Origin of the sequence: Aeromonas sobria, assembly GCF_006243315.1 — a bacterium.
In the GTDB taxonomy this organism is placed as follows: domain Bacteria; phylum Pseudomonadota; class Gammaproteobacteria; order Enterobacterales; family Aeromonadaceae; genus Aeromonas; species Aeromonas sobria_A.
This window is the reverse complement of the sequence record NZ_NKWE01000021.1, coordinates 138,686-158,144: the sequence shown is the minus strand read 5'-3', so window position 1 is coordinate 158,144 and position 19,459 is coordinate 138,686. Positions and strand designations below refer to the sequence as shown.

At 58.5% G+C, this 19,459-nt stretch carries 16 protein-coding genes and 1 tRNA gene; 7 read left to right on the top strand and 10 right to left on the bottom strand.

The window, feature by feature from the left end; genetic code table 11:
- Positions 1 to 53: 53 nt before the first annotated feature.
- From sapA to CF137_RS06705, 5 genes are all read left to right on the top strand, one after another.
- Positions 54 to 1,649, top strand: a complete 1,596-nt coding sequence (sapA, locus tag CF137_RS06725) for an ABC transporter substrate-binding protein SapA (RefSeq protein WP_162515879.1) — start codon at positions 54 to 56, stop codon at positions 1,647 to 1,649.
- A 2-nt stretch (positions 1,650 to 1,651) separates the two neighbouring features.
- Entirely contained in the window at positions 1,652 to 2,611 is a 960-nt protein-coding gene (locus CF137_RS06720; RefSeq protein ID WP_139718459.1) for an ABC transporter permease, read from the top strand.
- A 35-nt stretch (positions 2,612 to 2,646) separates the two neighbouring features.
- Entirely contained in the window at positions 2,647 to 3,540 is an 894-nt protein-coding gene (locus CF137_RS06715; protein ID WP_139692829.1) for an ABC transporter permease subunit, read from the top strand.
- 82 nt (positions 3,541 to 3,622) lie between these two features.
- On the top strand, positions 3,623 to 4,621 hold the full coding sequence (locus tag CF137_RS06710; protein ID WP_101325025.1) for a peptide ABC transporter ATP-binding protein: 999 nt from the start codon (positions 3,623 to 3,625) through the stop codon (positions 4,619 to 4,621).
- Positions 4,622 to 4,655: 34 nt separating this feature from the next.
- Positions 4,656 to 5,441 (top strand): peptide ABC transporter ATP-binding protein, encoded by a 786-nt coding sequence (locus CF137_RS06705; protein WP_101325026.1) that lies wholly within the window; start codon positions 4,656 to 4,658, stop codon positions 5,439 to 5,441.
- 95 nt (positions 5,442 to 5,536) lie between these two features.
- Here the strand turns inward: CF137_RS06705 and htpG are convergent, their stop codons facing one another.
- Positions 5,537 to 7,450 (bottom strand): molecular chaperone HtpG, encoded by a 1,914-nt coding sequence (gene htpG, locus CF137_RS06700; RefSeq protein ID WP_139718458.1) that lies wholly within the window; start codon positions 7,448 to 7,450, stop codon positions 5,537 to 5,539.
- A gap of 212 nt (positions 7,451 to 7,662) precedes the next feature.
- Positions 7,663 to 8,265: a recombination mediator RecR gene (gene recR, locus CF137_RS06695; RefSeq protein ID WP_068978499.1), complete on the bottom strand. Its 603-nt coding sequence runs from the start codon at positions 8,263 to 8,265 to the stop codon at positions 7,663 to 7,665.
- A 245-nt stretch (positions 8,266 to 8,510) separates the two neighbouring features.
- Here recR and CF137_RS06690 point away from each other — a divergent pair, with 245 nt between their 5' ends.
- Complete coding sequence (locus tag CF137_RS06690) at positions 8,511 to 9,227, top strand: DUF2982 domain-containing protein (protein WP_139718457.1); 717 nt, start codon at positions 8,511 to 8,513, stop codon at positions 9,225 to 9,227.
- A 239-nt stretch (positions 9,228 to 9,466) separates the two neighbouring features.
- On the opposite strand, the gene CF137_RS06685 is transcribed toward CF137_RS06690, so the two are convergent.
- Both CF137_RS06685 and CF137_RS06680 read right to left on the bottom strand, forming a co-directional pair.
- A tRNA-Ser gene (locus tag CF137_RS06685) sits at positions 9,467 to 9,554 on the bottom strand.
- Positions 9,555 to 9,779: 225 nt separating this feature from the next.
- Positions 9,780 to 10,235, bottom strand: a complete 456-nt coding sequence (locus CF137_RS06680) for a type III secretion system chaperone family protein (RefSeq protein ID WP_082186808.1) — start codon at positions 10,233 to 10,235, stop codon at positions 9,780 to 9,782.
- Positions 10,236 to 10,393: 158 nt separating this feature from the next.
- Between CF137_RS06680 and CF137_RS06675 the strand changes: the two genes are divergently transcribed.
- Complete coding sequence (locus CF137_RS06675; RefSeq protein WP_139718456.1) at positions 10,394 to 11,731, top strand: flavohemoglobin expression-modulating QEGLA motif protein; 1,338 nt, start codon at positions 10,394 to 10,396, stop codon at positions 11,729 to 11,731.
- A gap of 106 nt (positions 11,732 to 11,837) precedes the next feature.
- Here the strand turns inward: CF137_RS06675 and dedD are convergent, their stop codons facing one another.
- The 6 genes from dedD to CF137_RS06645 all read right to left on the bottom strand — a co-directional run bounded on the left by dedD (position 11,838) and on the right by CF137_RS06645 (position 19,453).
- Complete coding sequence (dedD, locus tag CF137_RS06670) at positions 11,838 to 12,623, bottom strand: cell division protein DedD (RefSeq protein ID WP_139718455.1); 786 nt, start codon at positions 12,621 to 12,623, stop codon at positions 11,838 to 11,840.
- Positions 12,624 to 12,697: 74 nt separating this feature from the next.
- Complete coding sequence (gene folC, locus CF137_RS06665) at positions 12,698 to 13,957, bottom strand: bifunctional tetrahydrofolate synthase/dihydrofolate synthase (RefSeq protein WP_162515875.1); 1,260 nt, start codon at positions 13,955 to 13,957, stop codon at positions 12,698 to 12,700.
- A 2-nt stretch (positions 13,958 to 13,959) separates the two neighbouring features.
- Positions 13,960 to 14,823: an acetyl-CoA carboxylase, carboxyltransferase subunit beta gene (accD, locus tag CF137_RS06660; RefSeq protein WP_042022381.1), complete on the bottom strand. Its 864-nt coding sequence runs from the start codon at positions 14,821 to 14,823 to the stop codon at positions 13,960 to 13,962.
- Between the two features lie 119 nt (positions 14,824 to 14,942).
- The gene (gene truA, locus CF137_RS06655; protein ID WP_042022379.1) at positions 14,943 to 15,752 is read right to left on the bottom strand and encodes a tRNA pseudouridine(38-40) synthase TruA; all 810 of its coding nucleotides are present in this window, start codon (positions 15,750 to 15,752) and stop codon (positions 14,943 to 14,945) included.
- Positions 15,753 to 15,955: 203 nt separating this feature from the next.
- Positions 15,956 to 18,154 carry a FimV/HubP family polar landmark protein gene (locus CF137_RS06650; protein ID WP_139718453.1) on the bottom strand — a complete coding sequence of 733 codons (2,199 nt, stop codon included), beginning with the start codon at positions 18,152 to 18,154 and terminating at the stop codon, positions 15,956 to 15,958.
- Positions 18,155 to 18,436: 282 nt separating this feature from the next.
- Complete coding sequence (locus CF137_RS06645) at positions 18,437 to 19,453, bottom strand: aspartate-semialdehyde dehydrogenase (protein WP_042022376.1); 1,017 nt, start codon at positions 19,451 to 19,453, stop codon at positions 18,437 to 18,439.
- Positions 19,454 to 19,459: the final 6 nt, after the last annotated feature.

Sequence of the window (19,459 nt, the reverse complement as noted above, 5' to 3'; positions counted from 1 at the left end):
TGTATCAAAACGTGCGTACCCACATCGTATAAGAACATGGTTCAACAATGAGAATGCTCACCCCCTTGCTACTCGGCCTGCTGGTGCTGGTCACCGGCTGCCAGAAGCAACCCGAGGCCTCCAAAACCGGACTCATCTATTGTGCTGAGGGCTCTCCCCTCTCCTTCAATCCCCATGTTTCCAACTCCGGGGTGACGCTAGATGCCACTGCCCGTCCGCTCTACGACCGCCTGCTGGAGGTAAACCCCAACACCCTGGCGTTGGAACCGGCACTGGCCACCGATTGGCGTATCAGCGAAGATGGGCTCACCTATACCCTGACTCTGCGCAAGGGGGTGACCTTTCACCATACCCCCTGGTTCAAGCCCACCCGCACCTTCAATGCCGATGACGTGGTCTTCACCTATGCCCGCCAGCTTGACGAACAGCACCCCTATCACAACGTCTCTGGTGGCGATTACCCCTACTTCTACAGCCTGGGGCAAGATCTGCTGATCAAACGGGTGAGCAAGAAGGGGCCACAGACGGTGGTGTTCGAGTTGAACCAACCGAACGCCTCCTTCCTCGCCACCCTGGCCAGCGACTATGCGGTGATCCTCTCCGCCGAATACGCCGAACAGATGCTCAAGGCTGGCACGCCAGCCCTGCTGGACACCCGCCCTATCGGCACCGGCCCGTTCAGTTTCAAGGAGTATCGTCACAACGAGCTCATTCGCTATCTGCGCCATCCGGGTTACTGGGGCGGCGATGCCAAAATTGAACAGTTGGTCTACGACATCGCCCCCAAATCCTCCAAGCGGTTGGCCAAGCTGTTGACCGGCGAGTGTGACGTGATGAGCACCCCGTCTGCCAGCCAGCTCTCGGTGATCAAGCAGCACCCGGCCCTCAGCCTCTCGGTCCAGTCGGGGATGAACGTCGCCTTTTTAGCCCTCAATACCCGCAAGCCGCCGTTCAACAACATCAAGGTGCGTCAGGCCATTGCCAGCGCCATCAATATCGACAACCTGTTGCAGGCGGTCTATTTCGATACCGGTCTGCCGGCCAACAGCCTGCTGCCACCGCTCTCATGGGGTTACAATCCCAGCCTGCCCGAGCGCAAGCCTGATCTGAAACGGGCGCGCCAGCTGCTCAAGGAGGCGGGACTGGAGAATGGGTTCGAGATGCAGGTGCTGGTGCAGCCGGACGCCCGCCCCTACAACCCGGATGCGGTCAAAACGGCCCAGCTGATCCGCAGTGATCTGGCCAAGGTCGGCATCAAGCTCAAAATTGTGCAACGGGAGTGGCAGGTGATCGAAGGTCGCCTTACTCAGGGGCAGTACGACAGCCTGCTCTCCGGCTGGATTGCCGACAACGCCGATCCTGATAACTTCTTCCGCCAGCTGCTGAGCTGCTCTGCGGTAGAGCGCGGCAACAACTACAGCCGCTGGTGCAGCCCGGCCTTCGATCAACTGCTGGATGATGCGGTGACCACGCCCCAACTCGCCTTCCGGCTGCGCAACTACTATTACGCCCAGACCCTGCTCAACGAACAGCTGCCCCTTATTCCGCTGGCCCACGCCTTGCGCACTCAGGTCAGCCGCAGCGACATCGAGGGGCTGATGCTGATGCCCTTCGGTGGTACCTCCTTCAACCAGGCTCACAGGGAGTAAGCATGCTTTTATACACCTTGCGCCGTCTCAACCTGCTGCTCATCACCCTGCTGGCGCTGACCTTCGTCGCCTATCTGCTGGACTATCGGCTGATCGGCAATCAGCTCAGCTTCTGGAGCGGTTATCCCGACTTTCTGCGCCGTATTTTCGCCGGTGATCTGGGGCTCTCCAGCGTCTCCGGCATGCCAGTGCTGGACGAGATCCGCCACTATTTCCCGGCTACCCTGATCCTCTGTCTGGCCGCCTTTGCCATCTCGCTGCTGGTGGGTATTCCGCTCGGCACCCTGGCCGCGCTCTCGCAAGGCAAGACGCTGGATATCTCCATCATGACGGCCGGTCTCATCGGCTATGCGGTGCCGGTGTTTTGGCTAGCGCTACTGGCGGTGATGCTCTTCTCACTCGATCTCGGCTGGTTGCCGTCCTCGGGGCAACTCAGCCTGCTCTACGATGTCCCGTCGATCACCGGTATCGCGGTGATCGATGTGCTGCTCAGCAACGAGCCCTGGCGGCAAGCGGCGCTGCATGATGCCCTGCGCCACCTGATCCTCCCGTCACTGGTGCTGGCGGTGGTGCCCACCACTGAGGTGATCCGCCATGTGCGCAGTTCACTCATCGATGTGATGAAGCAAAACTACATCAAGGCGGCGGCGAGCCGTGGCCTCTCCAAGTGGCAGATCGTCTGGCGCCACGGCCTGAAAAATGCCCTGCCACCGGTGCTGCCGCTGCTGGGTCTGCAACTGGGCAGCGTGCTCACCTCCGCCATGATCACCGAGGTGGTGTTCGAGTGGCACGGGATCGGCCGCTGGCTCATCAGCAGCATCGCCCTGCAGGATTATGCCGCCATTCGCGGTGCAACCCTGGTGGTCGCCAGTTTTGTGATCCTGATCAGCGTCAGTACCGAGTTGCTGACCACCCTTATCTATCCGGCACGGCGCAAAGATTTGTATGCCAAACAAGATTGAACGCGCTCATGGCGTGACCAGGAGTCAGGTATCCTATGCAAGATAAATCGAACATCTATCCCGAGCTCAAGATCCTCTCGCCCCTTGAGCAGACGTGGGCTTCCTACAGCCGCAACCCGCTCGCCATGGCAGGGCTCTGGTGCTTTTTACTGCTGCTGCTTATCACCCTGGTAGGGCCGCTGGTGGTCCCTTACGGTATCGATGAGCAGCATACAGAGCACTTGTTGCTTGCCCCCTCCTGGGCGGCAACCGGCAATATCGACTACTTTCTCGGCACCGATGATCTGGGGCGCGACATGCTCTCCCGTCTGGTGGTAGGGGCTCGCCTCACCTTTGGCTATGCGCTGGTGGTGGTGGTGATTGCCATGGTGGTGGGCTCTGCTATCGGCATCCTTGGCGGCATGAGCAAGGGGCTCAAATCGAGCGTGCTACACCACCTGCTCGATACCCTGCTCTCCATCCCCTCCCTGCTGATGGCCATCATCATGGTCGCGATCCTGGGACCGGGCCTTGGCAATACGCTGATTGCCATTACCCTGGCGTTGATCCCGCCCTTTATCCGCGCCACCTATAATGCGGTGCACACCGAAATGCAGAAGGAGTACATCACCGCCAGCCGCCTTGATGGATCACCTCCCTTCCGGATCATGCGCCTGGCGATTCTGCCCAACATCGTCGAGACCCTGGTGGCCCAAACCACCCGCACCCTGTCGGCGGCCATCCTCGATATCTCGGCGGTAGGCTTTCTTGGCCTCGGCGCTCAGTCACCCCAGCCGGAATGGGGCGCCATGCTGGCGGATTCGAGCGATCTTATCTACCTCGCCCCCTGGACCGTGACTCTGCCGGGCATCGCCATCCTGTTTAGTGTGTTGGTCACCAACGTGGTGGGTGAAGGGATCCGTGAAGCACTCAAAGAGGGCAATGATTGATGAGGCCCTTGTTCGAAACTTACTCTATCGGCATCGCGCTGATACAAACCCCTGTGCCACACCGCAATGAGGAGCGCCGCTGATGCCCTTGCTCGATATTCGTAATCTCACCATCGAGATTGATACCCCGCAGGGCAAGGTCAAGGCGGTAGACAAGGTGAGCCTGACCCTGACCGAGGGGGAGATCCGTGGCCTGGTGGGTGAATCAGGCTCAGGCAAGAGTCTGATCGCCAAGGTGATCGTCGGCATCGAGAAGGACAACTGGACGGTACGCGCCGACCGGATGCGCTTCAACGACATGGATCTGCTGACCATGGCCCCCAAGGAGCGGCGCCGTATCATGGGCCGCGAAATCGCCATGATCTTTCAAGACCCCATCAGTTGCCTCGACCCTTCCGAAGAGATTGGCACCCAGCTGGAAGAGGCGATCCCGACCGATTCGTACGAAGGGAAGTTCTGGCAACGCTTCCAGTGGCGCAAGAAGAAGGCCATCGCCCTGCTGCACCGGGTCGGGGTCAAGGATCATCGCAAAGTGATGAGCGCTTATCCCCACGAGCTCTCTGACGGTATGTGCCAAAAGGTGATGATCGCCATGGCCATTGCCAACAAACCGCGCTTGCTGGTGGCCGACGAGCCCACCAGCGCCATGGAATCGACCACTCACTCCCAGATCCTGCGACTGCTGGACAAGATGAACAAGCTGGGTAACACCACCATACTGATCATCAGTAACGACATCGCCGCCATCGCCAACCTGACCGATACCATCAACATCATGTATTGCGGTCAAATGGTCGAGGTGGGCACCCGGGAGCAGATCCTGGAAAGCCCGCGCCACCCCTATACCGACGCCCTGCTCAAATCGATCCCGGACTTTGACAAGCTGGTGCGTCACAAGTCACGACTCGACACCCTGCCCGGGATTATTCCCCCGCTGCAACACCTGCCCATCGGCTGCCGGTTGGGGCCACGTTGTCCCTATGCCCAGAAGCAGTGCGTGCAGACCCCGCTGATGCAAAAGCTCAAAGGTCATCAGTTCAGCTGCCACTTCCCGCTGAATATGGAGGAGCCGAAAAAATGATGATCATTAATGCCCCGATGAAGGAGCCCCGCTTGTGATCGAGCCATCCCTGTTGCAGGTCAGAGGCCTTAGCAAAACCTACCAGAACCGCACCGGTCTGTTCCGTCGTCAGGCAGTGGAGGCGATCAAGCCCCTGTCATTCGATCTCGAAGTGGGCCAGACCCTCGCCATCGTCGGCGAAGCGGGCTCCGGCAAGAGCACCCTCGCCCGGATTTTGGCCGGAATGATCGAGCCCACCAGCGGTGATATCGCCATCGACGGCCAGCTGATGGTGCATGGCGACTACCAGACTCGCTGCAAACTGCTGCGAATGATTTTTCAGGACCCCAATACCTCGCTCAACCGCAAGATCCGGGTTGGCCAGATCCTGGAGACCCCGCTGCGTCTCAATACCGGGATGAGTAATGAGGAGCGCAATGAGAAAGTGATCCAGACCCTGCGCATGGTCGGCATGCTGCCGGATCACGCCCTGTTCTATCCGCAGATGCTCTCTGCGGGTCAACAACAGCGGGTGGCACTGGCTCGTGCGCTGATCCTCAATCCGAAAATTGTGGTGGCTGACGAAGCGCTCTCTACCCTCGACATCTCGGTGCGCTCCCAGATCATCAATCTGCTGCTGGAGATGCAGGAGACCATGGGGCTGAGCTATGTGCTGGTGGCCAATGATCTGGGTATCGTCAGCCATATCAGTGACGAAGTGCTGGTAATGCATGAGGGGCGGATCGTCGAGCGCGGCAAAACCTTGCGGGTGTTTGCCGATCCCCAGCACGATATCACCCGCCGGCTGATCCAGAACTACAACAACGAATACCGCAGATAAGCGTAACGGCTGCGCCCACGCGAGCGCGGAACCACAGCAGATCAAAAAAGGCCACTGCAGATGCAGTGGCCTTTTGCTGTTAGCACAACGGGTTATCAGGCTTGCAGCAGCAACCGGTTAATGCGGGAGACAAAGCTCGCCGGATCATTAAGACCACCCTGATCGGCCAGTTGAGCCTGTTCATGCAGCAGGGTGACCCACTCGCCAAACAGCGCCTCATCCTGGATGGTGTCGAGCTTCTTCACCAGCGCATGGTCGGGGTTGAGCTCCAGAATGTACTTCTGCTCCGGTACCGGCTGGCCAGCCGCACGCATCAGCTTGATCATCTGGGTGCTCATGCCATAGGCATCAGTGACGATGCAGGAGGGAGAATCGGTCAGGCGGTGAGTCACACGCACCTCTTTCACCGCTTCACCCAAACTCTGCTTGGCGCGCTCCACCAGACCGGCATTGGCTTTTTCAGCCTCTTCTTGCGCCTGCTTGGATGCCTCATCTTCCAGATCACCCAGATCCAGTTCGCCACGGGTGACGGAGACCAGCTGCTTGCCGTCGAACTCGGTCAGGTGGCTCATCAGCCACTCATCGACCCGCTCGGACATCAGCAGCACTTCGACACCCTTCTTGCGGAAGATCTCGAGGTGCGGGCTGTTTTGGGCGGCAGCGAAGCTGTCAGCCGTGATGAAATAAATCTTCTGCTGGCCTTCCTTCATGCGGCCAACATAATCCTCGAGGGAGACAGTCTGGGCTTCGCCCTCGCCCGCCGTGCTGGCAAAACGCAGCAGCTTGGCAATCTCTTCACGGTTGGCGTGATCTTCCGCCGGCCCCTCTTTGAGCACGTTACCGAACTCGTTCCAGAACTTGGCGTACTTCTCACTGTCATCCTTGGCCAGTTTGGCCAGCAGGGTCAGCACCCGCTTGGAGCATGCCTTGCGCAGGGAGACAGTGACCTTGTTGTCTTGCAAAATTTCGCGGCTGACGTTGAGCGGCAGATCGTTGGAGTCCAGCACCCCTTTGACGAAGCGCAGGTAGGTCGGCATAAACTGCTCGGCGTCGTCCATGATAAAGACGCGCTGCACGTAGAGCTTCAGACCGTGCTTCTGTTCGCGGTTGTAGAGATCAAACGGCGCCCGGGCCGGGATATAGAGCAGGCTGGTATACTCTTGCGCCCCTTCTACCCGGTTGTGGCCCCACAGCATGGGATCTTCAAAATCGTGGGCAACGTGCTTGTAGAACTCCTGATACTCCTCATCCTTGATCTCTTTCGGGCTGCGGGTCCACAGTGCGGTGGCACGGTTAACCTGCTCCCACTCGCCAGGGGTACCGACTATGGTCTCGCCCTCTTCTTCGCGATCCGGGGTGCCCTCTTTGTACATCTCGACTGGCACACTGATGTGGTCAGAATACTTGGCAACCACGCTGCGCAGACGCCAGTCATCGAGGAACTCGCCCTCTTCTTCACGCAGGTGCAGGATCACGTCGGTACCGCGACCCTCTTTGGTCACATCAGCCACGGTGAAGGAGCCTTCACCTTGTGATTCCCACTGCACGCCCTGACCTTGTTCGGTACCCGCAGCGCGGGACACCACGGTCACCTTGTCAGCAACGATAAACGCGGAGTAGAAACCGACCCCGAACTGACCGATCAGCTGGGAGTCGCGGCCCTGATCACCGGACAAGTTTTTGAAAAAGTCGGCGGTGCCGGACTTGGCAATGGTACCCAGATGCTCAATCACCTGATCCCGGCTCATACCAATGCCGTTATCAGAGATGGTCAGGGTCCGTTGTTCTTTATCAACCACCAGGCGAACGCGCAACTGGCCGTCGTTTTCAAACAAAGAGGCATCGGAAAGCGCCTTGAAACGCAGCTTGTCTGCCGCATCGGAGGCGTTGGAGATCAGCTCGCGCAGGAACACTTCTTTGTTGGAGTAGAGGCTGTGGGCCATCAGGCTCAGCAGTTGTTTGACTTCAGTCTGAAAACCGTGGGTTTCGGCATGAACGCTTTGGGTCATCGACACTATCCTCAGGCAATTCGGGTTGAACATATTCCTGATACAAGATGGGGCCGTGACTCCTCATTTCAAGGGGGAAAAAAATCTTGGCAGTGCAGATGGCGTTTTTTGCGCCAAAAAACACCATCTGCCACCTACTTCAGTCAAAAAAAACCCGCCTTGGCGGGTTAAGTGGTGATGACGAATACCGTTCAGAGGGAGCCGAGGCGGACTCAATTCAGCGGCTGTCGCCCCATCAGCGAATGAGAAAGCGTGGTGCCATCTACCAGCTCCAGCTCGCCACCCACCGGCACGCCGTGAGCAATGCGGCTCACCTTGATACCGGCTGCGCGGGCCATATCGGCGATATACCAGGCTGTTGCATCCCCTTCGATGGTGGGGTTAGTGGCCAAAATCAGCTCACCGATCGATTCTGTTTGCAAACGTCGCTCCAGGATCTCCAGCCCCAACTCTTCCGGGCCAATGCCATCAAGGGGTGACAGGTGCCCCATCAGCACGAAGTAACGACCCGAGAACTGACCGGTATGCTCGATGGCCGCCACATCTGCCGGGCTCTCAACGACGCAGAGCAGGCCACTCTCTTCACGCTTGGGATTGGCGCAGATCTCGCAAAGATCATTCTCGGTAAAGGTGCGGCAGTGGCTGCAGTGACCAATCTCGATCAGTGCCCGGCTAAGCAACTGAGCCAGCCGCAAGCCGCCACTGCGCTCGCGCTCCAGCAGGGTAAACGCCATCCGTTGGGCAGACTTGGGCCCCACCCCAGGCAATACCTGCAGGGCTTTCATCATCTCATCGAGCAGGGGACTGAACTTCATAACACTCCTTACACCGGGCCTATCTGTCGCCACCCTCAGGGCTGCGACAGGTCAGCTGAACTGGATCACGCTATTGGCGCAGGACTATACCCGAGCAGGCGCGTCGCTGCCATCTGCTTTCCGACACGCCAACACCCATCCCTCAACCGGGGTGGCTGGCTTTCAAAAAAGGGCGCCCCTTATACTTGGCCACAGATGGCCATTTGCATTATTGCCGCGCCAACCGTCAGGAGAGGAGCTAACCGATGAAAACACGCCACGTGAAGCCCTTGAACCGCCGTAACGGATTGACCCTGCTCTGCTCCGGGGTGCTCATCACCAGCCTGATGTTATTGCTGATCTGGCGACTTGCCAGCGCCCCCCTGATCCCGGCTTATGCGCTACTACTGACCGGCCTGATGATGACCTTTATCGGCTGGCTCAAGCTCAACGAGCCTGCGGTCAGCCTCTCCCTGTGCCGGGATTATCTGCACTACCACCACAGGTATGGTGGCTGGGCGATTAAATGGAACAACATTGTGCGAGTTGATCAACCACGGGTTCATGTGGGTTGGGATCTGCATCCCCTTCCCTACATTGGCTTCAAAATCAAACGCTATGACGAGTTTCTACCGCTGATCACCCCGCGGCTGGCGGTTCATCTGCTGACCGAGCAGCGCAGTGTGCTGTTACACGCAATGCAAAGCGAACAGCCTGGCTGCCTGAGCGGCAGTTGCGGCGATCCCCTGCTGGGGGGCGATCTGCTGGAAGAGGGACGATTTCGCTCCCACGAAGGGCAACACTATGACGGGACCATTGCCATGCTGGCACAGCGGATGAGTCGTTTGCGCCAGTTGCTCGGCTATGACCTGCTGATCCCCATCGACAGCCTGGACCGGCAGCCAGAGGCCTTTCTAACCCTGCTACGGCACTATCAACAAGAGGCAATAGTGCTGATGCAGAGCGAGTCACCCCCAACCTAACCCCCCATGACTGACGCAAGTGACCATTCGGCGCGACAAGATTGCCACAACCGGTTATTGGCTGATTAGTATTGACCGAGGGAATTGGGATGCAGGAAGGGATATTGTTTAAATTCAGATTTCGGCAAATAACCCGGTAAAGGGGATCACCCTCCCGCATCAATAGCCATAGTGCGGTTGCCTGGCTTCCAAGTTTGCCAGAAAGCAAAAAACCGACCCTGAGGTCGGTTTTTTTAATTTGGCGGTGAGGGAGGGATTCGAACCCTCGATACGTTGCCGTATACACACTTTCCAGGCGTGCTCCTTCAGCCACTCGGACACCTCACCAAATTTTTACTTCTTTGAAGTGGCTTTCGGATCACGCTACGCGTGCTTTCTTGCCGACTTCGTCGGTGGGCAGCCACTGGAGCCGCTCACCAAATTTTGGTCTGTGGTTTTACGTGTTCAGCCAACACGGAGTTCACTGCGCTGTTGCGCTGGAACGGGGCGTAATGTAGGAGAAAGCCCCTCCTTCGTCAACGGCTTTTTTCAATTACCGGTTCGTTTGCACGCTTAATGCACAGATTCTGGTGATACCTGAATGTCGGCGAGGTTAAGGAACCCTGAGCGCTCGCACTCTGCAACCAGTTCATGGGTCGCGGCTATGGTGCTTTGCACGAACAGCAGGAACTGTTCAACCGTCAGTCCGGCATTGGTAAAGATGGTATGACCAACTACCAGTCGCGGCAGGTTGTCATCGATAATATCGAGGAACACCTTGAGCGAGGGGTACTGCATATTGAGTCGACCCAGATCAGCCACCAGCGGCAGCATAGCGGAAGGGCGTACTTCCAGCTCGGAGGAGAACAGCAGTCCCTCCTCTTCGACAAAAATTCGACTCTCTTGAATACCATCTACCGATTGCAAAGAGACAATGTGGATACCATGACACTGATCGCAGACATAGTGTTCGATACGAGCCTGTTGTAACCAACGCATTACCATTTCGGAGCTGGGGATATTCATCATTTCCACGACAAGATTTGGATCAAGGGGCGCAGTCTAAACCAATTCTCTATCAACCAAAAGCACACCAGCCCGATAACCCTGCCGCCCGCTTCTTTTTGGCAAGCACTATGCATATACTCAGCCCAATCCACGGCTACGCTTGCCCCACAGGGGGCCCCATGACCATCCAAGAAAAGTACCGCCTGCATCTGAAGTCTCTCTCGGATGAGCTGCTTGCCCTGCAAAAACCGATCCGCATTCTGGATGCCATCAAGTGGCCACGCCACCTGCAGGCTGATTTTCTGGCCAAAGGGGGGCGAGAACTGCCCGCTATTGATCACCATTTCTACGATAGTCTCTCCCTTGGTTTCGACCCGCGCAACAAGTATCTGGAGCTAAAGGAACTGCGCGACAGGATCCGCAGAAAGCTGGGGCCACAGGATGATTTGGGTCGCATTTTGCAAGAAACCGTCGACCAGTACATGGTGGTGAGCGAGATGCTGCGCCAGCGCGGGCAACCGGATTTTTTGCGCTACAGCCAGCTACTGTATGGCTCTGCCAGCGATCACCTGCGCGGGGATCGCAAAACCCTCAAGGAGTTGGGCTCCCGCCTGTGCGATATCTTCTCCCTGCCTGGCGCCCGTCATCTGGTGCGCCCCTATCCCAAGGCATTTTCAGGGGAAGCGGCCGTTGCCAAGCTGCAAAACAAGCTATCGACCTATTTCAGTGATGGCACAGTGCAGGTGAAGCTGAGCGACGGGATTGTCTCAGATGCAGCTGCCGGTGGGGATTACATCAAGCTCAACTCCCACGCCTGCTTCTCCGAGCTGGATCTGCAGGTGCTGGAGGTACACGAAGGGTGGGTACATGTCGGCACCACCCTCAATGGCCGTCAACAGCCCTATGCCACCTGGCTGAGCGCTGGCTCGCCGCGCATCACCGCCTGTCAGGAAGGGCTGGCGGTATTGATTGAGACGCTCACCTTCAGCTCCTTTCCGGACCGGGCCAAACGCATCTCCGATCGGGTGATGGCCATCGACATGGCCGAGCGCGGTGCCAACTTTATCGAGGTGTTTCGCCACTTCGTCGAGCAAGGCACCAGCGAGCACGATGCCTACAAGATCACCCAACGGGTGTTTCGGGGTGGCATGGTGGGCGGCGGCGCCTGCTTTACCAAGGATCTCTCCTACGTGCGTGGCTATGTGGAGACGGTCAACTTCATCCGCAGCGCCGTGCTGGAAGGCGTGCCCGAGATCCTACCGATGCTGTTTGTCGGTAAGGTGACGCTGGATGACATTCCAGTGCTCTATCAGCACTATCTGGAAGGACTGATTGCGGCCCCCCGCTACCTGCCGCCGATGTTTCGCGATCTCACCGGGCTCTACGTCTGGTTCGGTTTTTCGTCCGGCATGTCGCTGATCGACATAGGGCGAGTTCAGCGCCATTTCCGTCAACTGTTTCACCACCTGCCGGTCGCAAATCCCATCATAGCGCCAGTGGATATCGAGATAGACTGAGCAACAGATAAAGAAGGGGCACCTTAATCGGTGCCCCTGCAGATAACGAAAGCCCCCTGGTGCAACGAGGGGGCTTTTTTGGCAACGCTTTAGCTCAGACCAACCATCACGGATTGTAAGCGACCACTGAACCGCTCAGCCCGGTCATCTGGGAAACCCGACCTTGTATGCCTTGCAGCTTCTCCTTGGAGACATCAGGCCCGATAAAGACCCGGTTGATCTGCCCCTGCACCGGCGTGCGTGGCGAGGTGTGGGCCGAATAACCGGCGGCCCGCAGCTTGCCCACCAACGCATTGACGCTGTCGACGTTTTTGAACGCACCGAGCTGCAGGATCCAGCTGCCCTGAGCTGGCGCTGCAGCAGCTGGCGCAGGCTTGGTCGGCTGCGTCATCTTGCTCTCGATCAGATCGTCGAGGGATTTGATCTGACCCGCCTGCGACTTGGCTGGCGCAGGTGCTTTGGCGACCTCAACCGGTTTGGCTGGCACAGGCTTGGGCACCGGCTTAGGAGCAGGCTTCGGTTGCTCAACCGGTTTCTTGGCAACCACGTCCGGTTTGGGCTGGGGCTTGACCGTTGGGGTAACCGGCTGCGCGGCAGAATTGCCCTGCCCTTGACCCGCCAGAGTCATGGGATCGGCCACCTCTTCCACTTGCCACTGTTGGGCCGCCGAGGCCTGTTGCTGACTAGCCAGATGCTCGGCGGGCAAGCTGGTCGCCGCCGACACCTGCAATGCAGGCTTGGCAGGCTCCAGATCAGGGCGCAGCGGGATCTTGGCAAAGGCCTCCTCCTTTTGCGCCAGCTTGTGACCATCCAGCAAGTCCGGCAGGAAAATAACAACCAGGGCCACCAGGATGACGGTGCCCACCAGACGGTTTTGAAACTTCGAGGCCAAGTTGAATCCTACCTTTACTTAACTCAATACGCGGTTTAACTCTCCTGCCGTGGGCAGGAAAGCGGCGGTGTGGCCTAGGAGGCGACACCTGCCAGAATGTCGGCGACAGTGTAAAACGAACCAAACATAATGACCATATCGTCCGGACTCGAGGCGGCCAACGCGGCCTGATAAGCGCCGCTCACCTCATCAAAACAGTGCACAGGCCCCTTGCCTGCCCCCAGCGCTATAGCAAGCTGCTCGGCAGTGGCGGCGCGCGGGCCGGTCAGACTGGCCAGATACCACTGGGCAATCAGGCCATCGAGCTCGGCCAGCGACCCAGCCATGTCCTTGTCTTTGAGCATGCCGACCACGGCGCGGCGCATACCGGTGCAGGGCATTTGGCGCAGCTGGGTGGCAAGGTAAGCCGCCGAATGGGGATTGTGGGCCACATCAACGATCACCAGCGGCGCGCTTTGCAGCCGCTGCATCCGGCCAGCCAGCTGGGCATTGGCCAGCCCGTCACGAATGGCGGACTCTGGCAGCGGCAAGCCCAGCGACTCCAGCGCCGCCAGCACAGTCACCGCGTTCATCAGCGGCAACACCGGCTTGGGCAGATCCCGCCACTGATTGAGGCCGTGGTAATCCCAGCAGCTCTCATGCTCTTTGCCAGAGAAGTCGATCCCTACCTGACGCAGGGAGGCACCGAGGCGCTGCGCCTCGCTGGCGATGGTCGCTGGCGGGTTGGGCTCGCCGCTAATGGCGGGTTTGCCAGCGCGATAGACCCCTGCTTTCTCCACCGCCACGGCTTCGCGGGTATCCCCCAGCCAGTCGCAGTGATCGAGGGCAATGGAGGTGATCATCGCCACATCTGACTCCACCACATTGGTGGCGTCGAGCCGACCGCCCAACCCCACTTCCAGCAGCAGCACGTCCGGTGCGGCGCGGCGAAAGAGCCACAAGCCAGCCAGGGTGGCGAACTCGAAGAAGGTAAGGGCGATCTCGCCGCGAGCGGCTTCCACTTCGACAAACGCCGCGCAGTGCTCGCTATCGGCCAGCTCTTGCCCATTGACCCGCACCCGCTCGGTAAAACGCAGCAAATGGGGAGAGGAGTAGACCCCGACCTGGTAGCCAGCCGCCATCAGAATGCTGGCCGCCATGGCACAGCTGGAGCCCTTGCCGTTAGTGCCGGCCACAGTGATCACCTTGAATGGCAGTTGGGTGAGACCCATACGCCGGGCAACGGCACCGACCCGATCCAGCCCCATGTCGATATTGACCGGGTGGATCTGCTCCAAATAAGAAAGCCAGTCGACAAGCGACCGGCTTTGGGATTGTTGCATGTTTGAACTCATCTTCACTCTTCGATGATGTGAGTATTCAGCATTTTGGCGAGCAAGCTGGCCAGACGATTACGCATCTCGCGGCGATCGATAATCAGATCGATAGCGCCCTTCTCCAGCAGGAACTCGGAGCGCTGGAAGCCTTCCGGCAGTTTCTCGCGCACGGTCTGCTCGATGACGCGCGGGCCGGCAAAGCCGATCAGCGCCTTGGGCTCGCCCACGTTGATGTCACCCAGCATCGCTAGGCTGGCGGAAACACCACCCATGGTGGGGTCGGTCAGCACAGAGATATAGGGCAGACCCGCCTTGGTAAGTCTGTCCAGCGCGGCGCTGGTCTTGGCCATCTGCATCAGGGAGAACAAGGCTTCCTGCATGCGGGCACCACCGGAGGTGGAGAAGCAGACCAGACCGCGGCCATCCTTGATGCACTCCTCGACGGCGCGCACGAAACGGGCACCGACCACGGAGGCCATAGAGCCACCCATGAAAGAGAATTCGAACGAACAGGCGACGACTGGCACCCCTTTGAGGGTCCCTTTCATCACCACCAGCGCATCTTTTTCAGCCGTCTCTTTCTGAGCGGCAGACAAACGATCCTTGTAGCGCTTGGAATCCTTGAATTTCAATACATCCTGCGGCTCCAGCTCGGCACCGATCTCGGTACGACCCTGCTCATCGAGGAAACTCTCGAGACGGGCACGGGCGCTGATGCGCATATGATGATCACACTTGGGGCACACTTCGAGGTTGCGCTCCAACTCTGCCCGGTAGAGCACCTGTTCACAAGCACTGCACTTGGTCCACACTCCTTCCGGAATGTTGTGACGACGGGGCGCAGTGATCTTGCTCTTGGGAAGAATCTTCTCAAGCCAGCTCATGGAATTCCTTAATGCTTTTGTGCCTGACAACACGCATCGAGACTAGATTGTTCAATGACTTACTAGCTCGATGGCAACAAATGACGGGTCATTAAACCACAATTTTTTGGGCGCAGTTACTAAAAACTGGTCGTACCCGGTGCCGAGTCCGGCAGCCACAGCGGGCCAAGCGGCAACTGGGGCAGGGCAAACTCGGCCGGGTAATCGACATCCACCAGATAGAGGCCACCGGCCTTGGCGGTCGGCCCGGCCAGGTTGCGATCCTTGGCTGCCAGCACCTCGGCGATCCACTCCACCGGTTTGAGCCCCTGCCCCACCAGCAACAGGGAGCCGGTGATGTTACGCACCATATGGTGCAAAAAGGCGTTGGCACAGATATCCAGCACGATATAGGGCCCCTGACGACTGACGCAGAGGTGGGTCACATTGCGCCACGGGGTGTTGGACTGACAGGCAATGGCCCTGAATGTGGTGAAGTCATGCTCCCCAATCAGACTCTGGCCCGCCTGATGCATCAATTCAGCATCGATGGTCTCATGGTAGTGGCTAACCCCACTGCCGAGGATCGCCGGACGGTAGTTATGGTTGTAGATGACATAACGGTAGCGACGGGCGGTGGCGCTGAAACGGGCGTGGAACGACTCATCCACCTCCTTGACCCAGCGCACCGCGATATCCGGTGGCAGGTTGGAGTTCAGCCCCAGGGTCCAGGCCCCTTCGCCGCGGTTTGCATCGGTATCAAAGTGGATCACCTGACCGGTTGCATGGACCCCGGCATCGGTGCGTCCGGCGCACTGGATGGAGACAGGGTGGTTGGCAATCCGGCTCAGGGCCTTTTCCAGTTCAGCCTGTACGCTGATCACTTCTCGTTGACGCTGCCAACCGAAATACCGGCTGCCGTCATATTCAATGCCAAGGGCAATTCGCATGGATAAACGTATCTTGTAGTGAAAGTAAGCGATGAAAGAAACGGGGCGGATTATACGCGCTCAGCCCAAAAAGTCCCACAAACCGCGAAATCGGTTCAAATGCTCGCCTTGCATTGTCGGGCACCATCGCAATAAGACATCACCATAAAGAAGGGCAGCCTGCTGGCTGCCCTCATGGTGTTAATCAGTGACTGGAAAGTGACTCACGCCAAGCGCTTGAGCAGCTTCTCCGCCTCGGCGCGCTGGTGATCACTACCCTGCTCTGCCGCCTCCTGCAGCAGCTCGCGGGCACTATCCTTGTCATCGATTTCCAGGTAAGCACGGGCCAGATCAAGCTTGGCCCCCACGCCACCGTCATCGGCATCGACGTCAAAGCCGGTGGATTCGGGCAGCACCTCGGGGAAACCATCCAGCCCCACATCCAGCGAGAAGCCCTGATAAGGCTCCGGTTCCGACGCAGTGGCATCCGCTTCAGCCAGCAGCTTGTCGATCTCGACATAACCGCCTTCGTTAGCCTGTGCACGCGGCTTCACATCCCCCTGATGGGACTCCACCTCGGCAAAGGCATCCTCAAAATCAGAGAGCGCCAACTCGTTAGGATCCCACTCCAGATCCAGCTCGGCCTCCTTGACCTTGGTGGGCTCGAGACCCAGCTCGGCCAGCATCGCATCCGCGCTCTCGTCCGCGGCACTGAGATCAATGGCGTTATCATCGCCTTTTTTGCCAGCGGTCTGCTCATCGAGGGCATTTTCGAAATCGCTGAGATCGAAGCTGGCCAGATCGTCGTCAGTAGCGCCAACCTCGTCAATGGAGCTCAAGTCAGGGTCGAGATCGGCAGAGAGGTCCGCATCAAGCTCGGCAAACAGGGCCGCCTGTAGCTCCTCTTCGCTCATTACCTCGTTGCTCGCCTTGGGCTTGTACTCGCTGGCCAAGTCCATGGCCGGTTGCTTGAGCTGCACCTTGGGTTCGTCATGGATAAGATCCAGATCAGGCACCAAATCCGGATCCCGGCTGGCAGACTGGGCGGGCATCCGCTCGGGCTCGAAACCCTCCAGCGCCACCTCACCATCATCGCTGAACACCAGATCCACATCTGGCCGCTGCGGTGCATCAGGCTCAATCGGCATAAAGCCATCAGGGGTATTGAGATCCGCGACCGGACGCACAGGCTCGTTATCGGTCACATCGATGCTGAGCAGATCATCAAACTCGCTCTGCTCCTGATCCATCATCATGGCGGTGGATTCGGAGAGACTCTTCTCTTGCTCTTCCAACTCGCGACGGGCACGGGCACGCAACCACAGGGTCACCAGTGCCAATACCAGCAGCACCGGCAGCAAGATGATCATGGCAAGGTTGAGCGGTGAGGCGAGCAGATCCATCAACCAGTTTTTTTCCGGTTCAGGCGCGGCCGCCATCGGCGCGACTGGCTGTGTTTTGAGCTCGGCAATCTCTTTTTGCAGCGAGGTTTGGTCCTGCAGTTGGGCCTTGAGGGTTTCCACCTCTTCGGTCAGGGATTGCAGACGCAGCTTGAGCCTGTGGTTCATCTCGGTGACCTGACCGAGCTGGGCATTGGCATCTTCCAGCGCCAGCGCCATCTCGGTGGCCGGTTTGCCAATCGGCTTATCCAGGTCAGATGGCAGCGGTGCGGGTGTGGTGCTCTGTGCTGCACTGGGCACAGCAGCGGGAGCCACCGCCTCTTTTGGCGCCGGTTCGCTGACCTTGGCCACTTCTTTGGTTTCAGCAGCCGGTTGCGGTGCCACCACAGGGGCTGGAATGGGTGCAGCTTTCGCCACTGGCAGCGGTGCCGGGGCGGCTTTCACCGGCTCGGATTTGGCAGCTTCAACCTTCGCCGGTTTGGCTGCTACCGGTTTTGCGGTGTGGGCCTGCTTGTCAGCCAGATATTTGGGGCTCAGCCCCTTCCAGCTGGCGTTGTCACTGTTGAAACGCTGACGGGCCTGAGCATCGGTTATCACACTCGCTTCTGCTGCACTGGGCAGCAAAATTCGAGATCCCACCAGAATGTGGTTGATATTGCCATCGGCAAAACTGCGGGGATTTTTCTCGTAAATCGCCACCATGGTCTGGTAGACGCTGACACCGCTGGCGGGGCGATATTTGCTCGCCAGACTCCAGAGGGTGTCGGTAGGACGAACGGGGCCATAGCTACCGGCATTGGCAGTGGCCTGACGCACCACCGGCTGGGCGGTTGCGCGCACCGGTTGCGCCACGGGTGTTGCTTGTGGCTGGACCAGCGGCTGACGATTAACGGCAGGAGGTGCCGGCTCGTCAGGGCCTTTTAGCTCGACAAAAAAAGGCTCCCGCGCCGAGTCTTCAGCCTGGACGATGCCCAGCAGACCCAATGCGAGTAGTGTTGCCAATGTTATGCGGGAATGTCCCATATTCGTTCCTTCGTATGACGGCCCTATCACATTGAAAAATCTGGATAGTTACCCCAAAACAGTCGGTTCAATATAAATCAGGCTCGCCTGGCAAGCCAGCTGTCCGACACATTTAGCACCCAATGTGTCACTGAATGTGCCACTGAGTGTAGGAAAAAACTTAATCAGTTGATATCCCAACAGAATCTGGATGCAGTAGAGTGCGGCTCAGGTCACAGACGCCCCGCTGTTACTGTGAAAGCGCAGCACTCCTTGCTGCGCCTTTGCCAAGGCTATCTGGCCTTACAGATAGTCGCGAACCAGCAACTCGGCAATCTGCACGCTGTTGGTTGCCGCGCCCTTACGAACGTTATCGGCCACGATCCACATATTGATACCGCTCGGGTGAGAAATATCCTGACGCACCCGTCCCACCAGCACCTCATCCTTGCCAGTCCCATCGCGTACCGGGGTCGGATAATCCCCTTCGTCATCAAACAGGGTCACACCTGGCGCATTGCGCAGCAGATCTTTGGCCTGTTCGGCATCCAGTGGCTGATGCAACTCGACGTGTACCGCCTCGGCGTGACCATAGAAAACCGGCACCCGCACACAGGTTGGGTTCACGGCAATGCTGGCATCCCCCAGAATCTTCTGGGTTTCCCACACCATCTTCATCTCTTCACGGGTGTAACCGTTGTCGGTAAAGCTGTCGATCTGCGGGATCAGGTTGAAGGCAATCTGATGCGGATAGATGGTCGGCTCTACCGGACGGCCGTTGAGCAGATGGGCGGTCTGGCCTGCCAGCTCGCTGACACCCTCTTTACCGGAGCCTGACACGGACTGATAAGTCGCCACATTGATGCGGGCAATACCCACTTCGTCGTGCAGCGGCTTCAGGGCCACCAGCATCTGGATGGTGGAGCAGTTAGGGTTGGCGATGATGTTGCGATTGCGAAAATCGGCCAGGGCGCCCGGATTCACTTCCGGGATCACCAGCGGGATATCTTCGTCGTAACGGAAGCAAGAGGTGTTGTCGATGACGATGCAGCCGTGTTCGGCAGCAATCGGTGCCCACTTGGCAGAGACCTCGGCACCGGCGGAGAACAGCGCGATCTGCACCTGACTCCAGTCAAACTCCTCGACATCGAGGATCTCAAGGTTCTTGCCGCCAAAACGCACGGTATCACCGGCGCTGCGGCTGGAAGCCAGCGGATAGAGGGTCGCTACCGGAAATTCGCGCTCTTCCAGGATCTCGATCATCGCCTGACCCACGGCGCCGCTGGCACCCAATACCGCTACGTTAAACTGCTGGCTCATTCTGTT

Bases quoted from the DNA above. Each gene is read 5' to 3' on its own strand.
- sapA (WP_162515879.1), top strand. From the start codon at position 54: ATGCTCACCCCCTTGCTACTCGGCCTGCTGGTGCTGGTCACCGGCTGC.
- CF137_RS06720 (WP_139718459.1), top strand. From the start codon at position 1,652: ATGCTTTTATACACCTTGCGCCGTCTCAACCTGCTGCTCATCACCCTG.
- CF137_RS06715 (WP_139692829.1), top strand. From the start codon at position 2,647: ATGCAAGATAAATCGAACATCTATCCCGAGCTCAAGATCCTCTCGCCC.
- CF137_RS06710 (WP_101325025.1), top strand. From the start codon at position 3,623: ATGCCCTTGCTCGATATTCGTAATCTCACCATCGAGATTGATACCCCG.
- htpG (WP_139718458.1), bottom strand. From the start codon at position 7,450: ATGACCCAAAGCGTTCATGCCGAAACCCACGGTTTTCAGACTGAAGTC.
- recR (WP_068978499.1), bottom strand. From the start codon at position 8,265: ATGAAGTTCAGTCCCCTGCTCGATGAGATGATGAAAGCCCTGCAGGTA.
- CF137_RS06690 (WP_139718457.1), top strand. From the start codon at position 8,511: ATGAAAACACGCCACGTGAAGCCCTTGAACCGCCGTAACGGATTGACC.
- CF137_RS06680 (WP_082186808.1), bottom strand. From the start codon at position 10,235: ATGATGAATATCCCCAGCTCCGAAATGGTAATGCGTTGGTTACAACAG.
- CF137_RS06675 (WP_139718456.1), top strand. From the start codon at position 10,394: ATGACCATCCAAGAAAAGTACCGCCTGCATCTGAAGTCTCTCTCGGAT.
- folC (WP_162515875.1), bottom strand. From the start codon at position 13,957: ATGAGTTCAAACATGCAACAATCCCAAAGCCGGTCGCTTGTCGACTGG.
- accD (WP_042022381.1), bottom strand. From the start codon at position 14,823: ATGAGCTGGCTTGAGAAGATTCTTCCCAAGAGCAAGATCACTGCGCCC.
- truA (WP_042022379.1), bottom strand. From the start codon at position 15,752: ATGCGAATTGCCCTTGGCATTGAATATGACGGCAGCCGGTATTTCGGT.
- CF137_RS06650 (WP_139718453.1), bottom strand. From the start codon at position 18,154: ATGGGACATTCCCGCATAACATTGGCAACACTACTCGCATTGGGTCTG.
- CF137_RS06645 (WP_042022376.1), bottom strand. From the start codon at position 19,453: ATGAGCCAGCAGTTTAACGTAGCGGTATTGGGTGCCAGCGGCGCCGTG.